7 protein-coding genes are annotated in these 9,280 nt (G+C 56.3%); 3 read left to right on the top strand and 4 right to left on the bottom strand.

What is annotated here, in order from left to right; genetic code table 11:
- Positions 1 to 202 precede the first annotated feature (202 nt).
- From ldtD to ACSBQV_RS06620, 3 genes are all read left to right on the top strand, one after another.
- On the top strand, positions 203 to 2,011 hold the full coding sequence (gene ldtD / locus ACSBQV_RS06630; protein ID WP_072022477.1) for a L,D-transpeptidase: 1,809 nt from the start codon (positions 203 to 205) through the stop codon (positions 2,009 to 2,011).
- 181 nt (positions 2,012 to 2,192) lie between these two features.
- Positions 2,193 to 2,741, top strand: coding sequence for a YcbK family protein (locus tag ACSBQV_RS06625; RefSeq protein ID WP_004928217.1), 549 nt, complete (start codon positions 2,193 to 2,195; stop codon positions 2,739 to 2,741).
- 64 nt (positions 2,742 to 2,805) lie between these two features.
- Entirely contained in the window at positions 2,806 to 3,453 is a 648-nt protein-coding gene (locus ACSBQV_RS06620) for an MBL fold metallo-hydrolase (protein ID WP_033642573.1), read from the top strand.
- Between the two features lie 74 nt (positions 3,454 to 3,527).
- Here the strand turns inward: ACSBQV_RS06620 and ACSBQV_RS06615 are convergent, their stop codons facing one another.
- From ACSBQV_RS06615 to pncB, 4 genes are all read right to left on the bottom strand, one after another.
- Positions 3,528 to 4,718 carry an amino acid aminotransferase gene (locus tag ACSBQV_RS06615; protein ID WP_033642574.1) on the bottom strand — a complete coding sequence of 397 codons (1,191 nt, stop codon included), beginning with the start codon at positions 4,716 to 4,718 and terminating at the stop codon, positions 3,528 to 3,530.
- 245 nt (positions 4,719 to 4,963) lie between these two features.
- A complete protein-coding gene (gene ompC / locus ACSBQV_RS06610; RefSeq protein WP_033642575.1) occupies positions 4,964 to 6,073 on the bottom strand; it encodes a porin OmpC in 1,110 nt (369 codons plus the stop codon).
- A gap of 301 nt (positions 6,074 to 6,374) precedes the next feature.
- Positions 6,375 to 7,775: an asparagine--tRNA ligase gene (gene asnS / locus ACSBQV_RS06605; protein WP_042784118.1), complete on the bottom strand. Its 1,401-nt coding sequence runs from the start codon at positions 7,773 to 7,775 to the stop codon at positions 6,375 to 6,377.
- Between the two features lie 217 nt (positions 7,776 to 7,992).
- Entirely contained in the window at positions 7,993 to 9,198 is a 1,206-nt protein-coding gene (gene pncB / locus ACSBQV_RS06600) for a nicotinate phosphoribosyltransferase (RefSeq protein ID WP_033642577.1), read from the bottom strand.
- Positions 9,199 to 9,280 lie beyond the last annotated feature (82 nt).

The raw sequence follows: 9,280 nt of genomic DNA, 5'->3' as shown, positions 1-9,280 counted from the left end.
ATCTGAAAATAGCCGCCGCAGGGTGGCTATTTTTTTGTGCGCGTGGATGATAGTCCTGCTTTTTTATCCGTTGAAAAGCGGTTAGTTTAATCAGATAAACAGTAATTCGACGTCCGCAGGGCGAAACGGCCTTTCTGTTTGTATACTGAAGCTATATGCAGTTTTTTGACGTTTTTTTTTGTGAGCATACAGGGGGCAAGGGATGTTGCTTAAAAAGGGAAACTCTCTACGACGTTTGGCGCTGAGTGGCGCTATCGCCTGTAGTCTTGTGTCGTCGTTTTCCGCATTGGCCACCGTAACGGCGTTACCGGTGGCATCAGCAGGCATGTCCGTTGCGCAGAGCCGTTCTGAACTGCTGGCCGCGTTGCCGCGCGGCATGGATCTGCACTACCTTTCCACGCTGGCGCCGCTGTATGCGGCGAATCATATGCAGCCGATGTGGCAGGATCGCGAGGCCGTTCAGCAGTTTCAACAGCAGCTGGCCGAGCTGGCGATGTCCGGCGTGCAGCCGCAGTTCACCCAATGGGTGAAGATGTTGACCAATCCGGCGCTCAATGACGTAGGCCGCGATGTGGTGCTGTCCGATGCGATGTTGGGCTATTTGCAGTTCGTGTCCGCTATCGGCGCCAACGGCACCAGTTGGCTGTACAGCAATATTCCCTACAAGCTTAGCTTGCCGCCCACTGCGGTGATCAACCAATGGCAGCTGGCGGTGCGTCAGGCGCGCACGCTGAGCTACGTGAATTCGCTCGCGCCGCAGCACCCGCAATACGCCAAGATGCATCAGGCGCTGCGCGATATGCTGGCGGATAACCGCCCCTGGCCGCAGGTGGGCAGCGGCCCGAGCCTGCGCCCAGGACAAATGAGCAACGATATTCCTGCGCTGCGTGAGATCCTGACGCGCACCGGCATGTTGGCCGCTTCGGCACCGGAGGCCGAGCCGGAGCCGGCGGTAGTCTCGGCGAAGAGCAATGAGCCTGATGACGGCGGGCTGACGGTAGACGAAGAGAAGGGGCGTGTGACGGTCAGTCCGTCGGCGGCGCCAGTGACGGAGTTGACCGCTGAACAGACGCCGCCGCAGGTCGGCAGCGTGGTGAGCGACAACCTCTACACCAACGAGCTGGTGGAGGGCGTCAAACGTTTCCAGAAATGGCAGGGGCTGACGGCGGACGGCGTGATCGGCGTGCGTACTCGCGAGTGGCTCAACGTGTCACCGAAAACCCGCGCCGCGCTGCTGGCGCTGAATATCCAACGTCTGCGAATTTTACCGGGGCATGTCGGCACCGGCATTATGGTGAATATTCCCAACTACTCGCTGACCTACTACCAGAACGGCAACGAAGTGCTGTCCTCCCGCGTTATCGTCGGGCGGCCGAGCCGCAAGACACCGCTGATGAGCAGCGCGTTGAACAACGTGGTGGTCAACCCGCCTTGGAACGTACCGACTACGCTGGTGCGTGAGGATATCGTGCCGAAGGCGATGCGCGACGGTAACTATTTCCAGAAACACGGCTATACCGTGCTGTCGGGCTGGAGCAACGATGCGGAGGTGATCAACCCGGCGATGATCGACTGGAGCATGGTCTCTGCGCGCAACTTCCCGTATCGTGTGCGCCAGGCGCCGGGCGCCACCAACTCGCTGGGGCGTTTCAAGTTCAATATGCCGAGTTCGGACGCGATCTACCTGCACGATACCCCGAACCACAGCCTGTTCCAGAAAGACATTCGCGCGCTCAGCTCCGGCTGCGTGCGGGTGAACAAGGCTTCCGATTTGGCAAATATGCTGCTGCAGGATGCCGGCTGGAACAATAGCCGCGTTTCCTCCACGCTGAAAGAGGGGAATACTACTTATGTGAATATTCGCCAGCGTATTCCCGTAAAACTGTATTATCTGACCGCCTGGGTTTCGGATGACGGCCAACCGCAATTCCGTACAGATATTTACAATTATGATAATACGGTGAGATCGGGCGCACAAATTTTGGCTCAGGCCAAAAAATTAATGCAGTAAATGCAGTAATTATAAATAAATAACGGTCAGAATGTTTGGCTATACCGCAGGCCCTCTTACCTGGGGGGCCTGTAAACCTAGGCGTATCGCGGGTTGACTCAGCATACGCAGGCGGTTATGGTTCGGACAGTGCGCTGCTTTGTGCATTTATTTTGACATTCTTGCCGGGTTTAACAGAGTCATGGACAAAATTGATCATCATCGCCGTAAATGGCTGGCGCTAGGCGGCGCAGCTATGGGCATAGCGCTGCTCCCTGGGCAGGCGTTTGCCAGTCTTTCCACCGCTCGACCGCGTATTTTAGTGTTGAATAACCTGAATACCGGTGAATCTATTAAAGCCGAGTTCTTTGACGGCAAAGGCTACAATAAAGAAGAGTTGGTTCGGCTAAATCATCTGTTCCGCGATTATCGCGCCAACAAGGTTAAATCGATCGATCCCAGTTTGTTTGATCACCTCTATCGCCTGCAGGGGCTGCTGGGTACCAGCAAGCCGGTGCAGCTGATCTCCGGTTACCGTTCCGTAGATACCAACAACGAATTGCGCGCGCACAGCCGTGGTGTGGCCAAGCACAGCTACCATACCAAGGGCCAGGCGATGGATTTCCATATTGAAGGTATCCAATTGAGTAATATCCGTAAAGCGGCGTTAAAAATGCGCGCTGGTGGTGTAGGATATTACCCACGTAGCAACTTCGTGCACATCGATACCGGCCCGGTTCGGAGCTGGTAATCGCGGTGCCCTCAGTGAATAACGCCGCTCCTTGCGGAGGCGGCGTTATTGTCGTTGGAGCCTTATGAAATACCATCTTATTCCCGTTACCGCTTTTAGCCAGAATTGCAGCCTGATCTGGTGTGAAAACACGCAGCAGGCGGCGTTGGTCGATCCCGGCGGCGAAGCGGAAAAAATCAAAGCGGAAGTGGCGAAGCAGGGTGTGACAATCACGCAGATTTTGCTGACGCACGGCCATTTGGATCACGTCGGCGCGGCGGCGGAGCTGGCGGAACATTATCAGGTGCCGATTTACGGCCCGGATAAAGAGGACGCTTTTTGGCTGGATGGTTTGCCGGCGCAGAGCCGGATGTTCGGGCTGGAAGAGTGTGCGCCGCTGACCCCGACCCGTTGGTTGTCGGAAGGCGATGAGATGCAGGTGGGCGAGATGAAGCTCAAGGTGTTGCATTGTCCTGGGCACACACCGGGCCACATCGTCTTTATCAATGAGCAGGCGCGTTTGGCGCTGGTGGGTGACGTGCTGTTTAACGGCGGCGTGGGGCGCAGCGACTTCCCGCGCGGTGACCATCAGGCGCTGATCGCCTCTATTCGCACCAAGCTGTTGCCGTTAGGCGACGACATGCGCTTTATTCCCGGCCACGGTCCAATGTCGACCTTCGGTCACGAGCGCCAGACCAACCCGTTCCTGCGCGAAGAGCCGGCGGTGTGGTAACGATCATTTCCCGGCAGAAATAATTAAGGGGCGCATAGCGCGCCCCTTCAAACTGGTGGCTTTCGCCGACGCGCTTAGAGCACGGCGACGATGGCTTCACACAGCGGCGCCATATTGTCCGGCGTCATGCCCGCCACGTTCACCCGGCCCGAGTTCACAGCGTAAACGCCAAACTCTTCACGCAGACGCAGCACCTGCTCTTTGGTCAGGCCGCTGAACGAGAACATGCCGTTCTGCTGGATGATGAAGCTGAAGTCCTGCTGCGCGCCTTTCTCCTGCAGGGTGTTCACAAACAGCTGACGCATGCGGTGAATGCGTTGGCGCATATCGGTCAGCTCTTGTTCCCACATCGCGCGCAGCGCATCGTTGCCCAGAATGGTGGCGACAACGGCGGCGCCGTGTGACGGCGGGTTGGAGTAGTTGGCGCGAATGGCCGCTTTCACCTGGCTGAAGGCGCGATCGGCGGTTTCGGCATCGGCGGCTACAATAGTGCAAGCGCCGACGCGCTCATTGTACAGACCGAAGTTTTTCGAATAGGAACTGGCGACGATCAGTTCTTTATGTTTGGCGGCGAAAATACGCAGGCCCTGCGCATCTTCTTCCAGGCCGTTGGCGAAGCCCTGATAAGCGAAGTCGAACAGCGGCAACCACCCGTTGGCGACGGAAAGTTCAGCCAGCTGCGCCCACTGTTCCGGCGTTGGATCGATACCGGTCGGGTTATGGCAGCAGCCGTGGAACAGCACGACATCGCCGGCCTGCGCCTGTTTCAGGCTGTTCAGCAGACCGTCAAAATCCAACGCGTGGTTGGCGGCGTCATAGTAGGCGTATTCCAGCACTTCCAGGCCCACGGCGCTAAAGACGTTCTTGTGGTTCGGCCAGCTTGGGTTGCTGATCCAGATGCGTTTGGCGCTGGTCTGGTTGGCGATAAAGTCTGCCGCCACGCGCAGGCCGCCGGTGCCGCCAGGTGTCTGTGCGGTGCGCGCGCGGCGATCGGCGACGATCGGGCTCTCTTTACCGAACAGCAGCTCTTGCGTGCAGCTGGCGAACGCCGGGATGCCCTCAATGCCGAGATAGTTTTTGGTGGTCTCATTTTCCAACAGATACTGTTCAGCTTTCTTTACGCTGGTCAGCACCGGAGTTTTACCGGTTTCGTCTTTATAAACGCCAATGCCTAAATTGATTTTATTCGGGCGGGCGTCGGCGCGGAAAATGTCGGTCAGGCCCAGGATCGGGTCGGCGGGTGCGGCGGTGATTTTTTCAAACATGTCAGGTGCTTCCAAATCTCGGAGTTAAGCAGACAGAAGCATCAGGGTAGCGCCAGTTATCGGCTTTGCCAACCGTTTGCGATAAAAACACCGCGATCTTATGAACGTGAAGGATTCGACAGAAAAAATGATGGGGAAGGGGGAATCGGCAGGATAAAAAGTTACCGGCTGATACAAACAAAAACAGGGCCGAAGCCCTGTTTTTTTAACTTAGCCGACGGTGAACCGCCGATAAGCGAGACAACTTAGAACTGGTATACCAGACCAACGCCTACGATATCGTCAGTTGCGATGCCGTTAGCTTTGGTGAAGTCGTTGTCATCCAGCAGGTTGATTTTGTAATCAACGTAGGTGGACATGTTTTTGTTGAAGTAGTAAGTGGTACCAACAGAAACATATTTAACCAGGTCAGCGTCGCCGCCGTTGAAGCGAGCGCCGTTCGCGGTGCGGCCAGCCAGATCCTTGCCTTTAGACTGCAGGTAAGACACTTCTGGGCGCAGACCGAAGTCGAACTGGTACTGAGCGGTCACTTCGAAGTTCTGAGTTTTGTTAGCGATAGTCAAGTCAGACTCGCCGTATGGGGTCATGTTGCGAGTTTCTGCATACATCGCCGCCAGGTAGACGTTGTTGGCGTCGTATTTCGCGCCCACGGTCCATGCGTCAGCTTTGTCGCCTTTAGCGGTAGCGTTAAGCTTCTGATCGTCGGTACGGTTGGAGGACGCATAGGCAGCGCCGAAGCTTACGCCTTCGCCGATGTCATAAGTAGAGGAGAGGCCCCAGCCGTCGCCGTTCTGTTTTTTCAGAGCACGGCTGTCGTTCTGGTTTTTACCCTGGTACTGAACGGCGAAGTTCAGACCGTCAACCAGACCGAAGAAGTTGTTGTTACGATAGGTCGCAACGCCGTTGGTACGGCCGGTCATGAAGTTGTCGGAGTAGGTGTAAGTATCGCCACCGAACTCTGGCAGCATATCGGTCCAGCCTTCCACGTCGTACAGTACGCCGTAGTTACGGCCGTAGTCGAAGGAGCCGTAGTCAGCGAATTTCAGACCGGCGAAGCCCAGACGGGTTTTGGTGCCTTCGGTGCCCTGAGATTCGGCGTGGTTGGACTGAACGTTGTATTCCCACTGGCCGTAACCGGTCAGTTGGTCAGTAATCTGGGTTTCACCTTTGAAGCCGAAACGAACATAGGTCTGATCGCCGTCATTACCTTTGTCTTTGGAGAAGTAGTGCAGACCGTCAACTTTGCCGTACAGATCCAGCTTGTTGCCGTCTTTGTTGTAGATTTCAGCTGCGTTTGCTGCACCAGCAGCCAACAGAGCCGGGATTACCACTGCAAGAATGTTGCGCTTCATCATTATTACCCTCATTGGTGTTATTCGGACACCTTTGCCACTGCCGCCAATAATTCTTTGGGAACTATTGTTGATAGATTGGTGTCGTCCTGTGTCTGAACGCAGTGTTCCATTCACAGGCGGGTTAATCTAGGACGAAAATGATACCAATGTCCCAATCAGGTTGCAAAAGGAAAGTATGTGTAACCAAATGTAATTTTTCGGGAACTTTGTGACGTGCGTCAATATTAAAAAATGCGAAAGGCCAGCGATGCTGGCCTTTGTTTTGTAACGAAATCGTTTAAAAAACGTGTGATCGTATAAATTAGAAGCTTGCGTTACGCGGCGTGCGCGGGAATGGAATCACATCGCGCACGTTTTGCACGCCGGTGACATAGGCGATTAAACGTTCAAAGCCCAGGCCGAAACCGGAATGCGGCACGGTGCCGTACCGGCGCAGATCGCGATACCACCAGTAGTCTTCTTTATTCAGCCCCATCTCTTCCAGACGCTGATCGAGCACGTCGAGGCGTTCTTCACGCTGCGAGCCGCCGATGATTTCGCCGATGCCCGGCGCCAGCACGTCCATGGCCGCGACGGTCTTGCCGTCTTCGTTCATGCGCATGTAGAACGCTTTGATGTCTTTCGGGTAGTTTTTCACCACCACCGGCGCCTGGAAGTGTTTCTCCGCCAGGTAACGTTCATGCTCGGAAGAGAGATCGATGCCCCAGGAAACCGGGTTTTCGAAGGTTTGGCCCGAAGCCAGCAGGATCTCAATGGCGTCGGTGTAGTCCACCTGGGCGAAATCGGAAGACACGAAGCGCTCCAGACGAGCGATAGCGTCTTTATCCACGCGCTCGGCGAAGAATTTCAGATCGTCGGCACGTTCATCCAGCACCGCCTGGAACACATACTTCAGCATGCTTTCGGCCAGGCCGGCGACGTCGTCCAGCGTAGCGAAGGCCACTTCCGGTTCGATCATCCAGAACTCCGCCAGGTGGCGGCTGGTGTTGGAGTTTTCGGCGCGGAAGGTTGGGCCGAAGGTGTAAACCTTCGACAGCGCGCAAGCGTAGGTTTCGCCGTTCAGCTGGCCGGAAACGGTGAGGAAGGCTTCCTTACCGAAGAAGTCTTCGCTGAAATCGACGGTGCCTTTGTCGGTGCGCGGCAGGTTTTCCAGATCCAGCGTGGACACGCGGAACATCTCGCCGGCGCCTTCGGTATCGGAGGCAGTGATCAGCGGAGTAGAGACCCAGAAATACCCATTTTCATGGAAGAAGCGGTGGATCGCCTGCGCCAGAGTATGACGTACGCGCGCCACGGCGCCGATCAGGTTGGTGCGCGGGCGCAGGTGAGCCACTTCGCGCAGGTATTCGATGCTGTGGCGCTTGGCCGCCATCGGGTAAGTGTCCGGATCGTCGACCCAGCCGACCACGTTGATTGCGGTAGCCTGCAGTTCGAAGCTCTGGCCTTCGCCCGGTGAAGCGACGACTTTGCCGGTGACTTCAACCGAACAACCGGTGGTCAGATGCAGCACTTCATCCTGATAATTCGGCAGAGAATTATTAACGACGGCCTGTAACGGATCAAAGCAGGAACCGTCATAGACGGCCAGGAAGGAGATACCAGCTTTTGAATCTCTCCGGGTACGTACCCAGCCGCGTACGGTGACTTCACTGTCAACCGCAGCACGACCTTGCAGTACGTCGACTACAGGCACTACGCTCATAGATTTCTCTCTTTAATAATTTGGTTTAGAAATAGCTTACAACCCAAGAATATGGGGGTAATGGCTATGTTACTTGCCGCGGTGCAGAGCACAAGCAGAAATCATCGGATTGTCGCAACATTTATCGCGGCTGACTGAAAAGAGGGCGTTCGGGATAAAAACAAAAAAGCCGGCGCGTAAACCGGGCCGGCTTTCTTTCTCTCTATATAGAGAAGGTTCAGCTGGCTTTCTTCACCAGCGGCAGATCGAAGGCCTTGCGCAAGGCCCGCACGAATGCCTGGTCCTGGCAGATGGTCTTGCCGGGGCTGTCGGAGAGCTTAGCCACCGGTTTGCCTTTGCATTCGACCAGCTTGATCACGATATTCAACGGCTTAACGCCGGGAATATCACAGGTCAGGCGCGTGCCGATACCGAAGCTGAGATTGATGCGCTGATAGAAGTGGCGATAGAGCGCCAGCGCTTTTTCCAGATCCAGGTTGTCCGAGAACACCAGCGTTTTGCTCATGGGGTCGATGCCCAGTTTCTGATAGTGGGCAATGGCTTTCTCACCCCACTCGACGGGATCGCCCGAATCGTGGCGCAGCCCCTGATAACGCTCGGCGAACTGCGGGCCGAAGTCGCGCAGGAAAGCATCCATGGTAATGCAGTCGGTGAGCGCGATGCCAAGCTGATCGGGGTATTCATCCAGCCAGGCCTGCAATGCGGCGCGCTGGCTGTTGGCCAGCACCGGGCTTATCTGCTGATGCGCCTGGAACCATTCATGCGCCTGCGTGCCGACCGGCGCCAGGCCGAGCTGATGCGCCAGATCGTAATTGCTGGTGCCCGACAGGTACGGGAATTCGGCCTGCAAGGTGCTGACGATGGCCTGTTGTACGCCCTGGGAGAAACGGCGACGGGTGCCGAAGTCCATCAGCTTGAAGCGTGAAAGATCCAAATCGCCCGCCAGCGTCTTGAACTGCGCCAACTTGGTTTGCAGGTGGGCTACCGCCTGTTCCGGCGTCGCCAGCGGAGAACGCCGGCGGTGCACCACTTCGCTGATCACCGCCAGCAGCGGCACTTCCCACATGATCACTTCACGCCACGGCCCGGCGATGCGGATTTGCAGCTTGCCGTCGCGGTTGTCGATGGTCACCTGCTGCGGATCGTATCGGAACGTGCGCAGCCAGCTCAGGTAATCTTGACGGAAGAAGGGCAGGCCCGAAAGGTAAGCGAATTCGGCGTCGGTCAGCGCCAGCTGGCTCATCAGGGCGACCTGCGCGCGGATCTCGTCGGCATATTCGCCCAGCAGTTCGTCGCCGCGGCAGCGGAATTCCGCCGCCACGCTGATCGCGGGATAGCGATGGAACACTGCTTGCTGCATATGAAGCTTGTAAGCATCGGTATCAAGCAGTGATGTCAAAATCGGGGAAGCGTATTGAGTCATAGCGCGTTACAGCATCCTCGTCAGGCGCGTGTCCAAATCCGGATAATCATAAAAGTGGGGGTGGAGTATACCCGGATTATCC

The sequence above is a fragment of the Serratia sp. B501 genome (assembly GCF_051172315.1).
GTDB lineage: Bacteria > Pseudomonadota > Gammaproteobacteria > Enterobacterales > Enterobacteriaceae > Serratia > Serratia ureilytica.
This window is presented reverse-complemented; position numbering and strand designations above follow the sequence as displayed.

Bases quoted from the DNA above. Each gene is read 5' to 3' on its own strand.
- ldtD (WP_072022477.1), top strand. From the start codon at position 203: ATGTTGCTTAAAAAGGGAAACTCTCTACGACGTTTGGCGCTGAGTGGC.
- ACSBQV_RS06620 (WP_033642573.1), top strand. From the start codon at position 2,806: ATGAAATACCATCTTATTCCCGTTACCGCTTTTAGCCAGAATTGCAGC.
- ompC (WP_033642575.1), bottom strand. From the start codon at position 6,073: ATGATGAAGCGCAACATTCTTGCAGTGGTAATCCCGGCTCTGTTGGCT.
- asnS (WP_042784118.1), bottom strand. From the start codon at position 7,775: ATGAGCGTAGTGCCTGTAGTCGACGTACTGCAAGGTCGTGCTGCGGTT.
- ACSBQV_RS06615 (WP_033642574.1), bottom strand. From the start codon at position 4,718: ATGTTTGAAAAAATCACCGCCGCACCCGCCGACCCGATCCTGGGCCTG.
- ACSBQV_RS06625 (WP_004928217.1), top strand. From the start codon at position 2,193: ATGGACAAAATTGATCATCATCGCCGTAAATGGCTGGCGCTAGGCGGC.
- pncB (WP_033642577.1), bottom strand. From the start codon at position 9,198: ATGACTCAATACGCTTCCCCGATTTTGACATCACTGCTTGATACCGAT.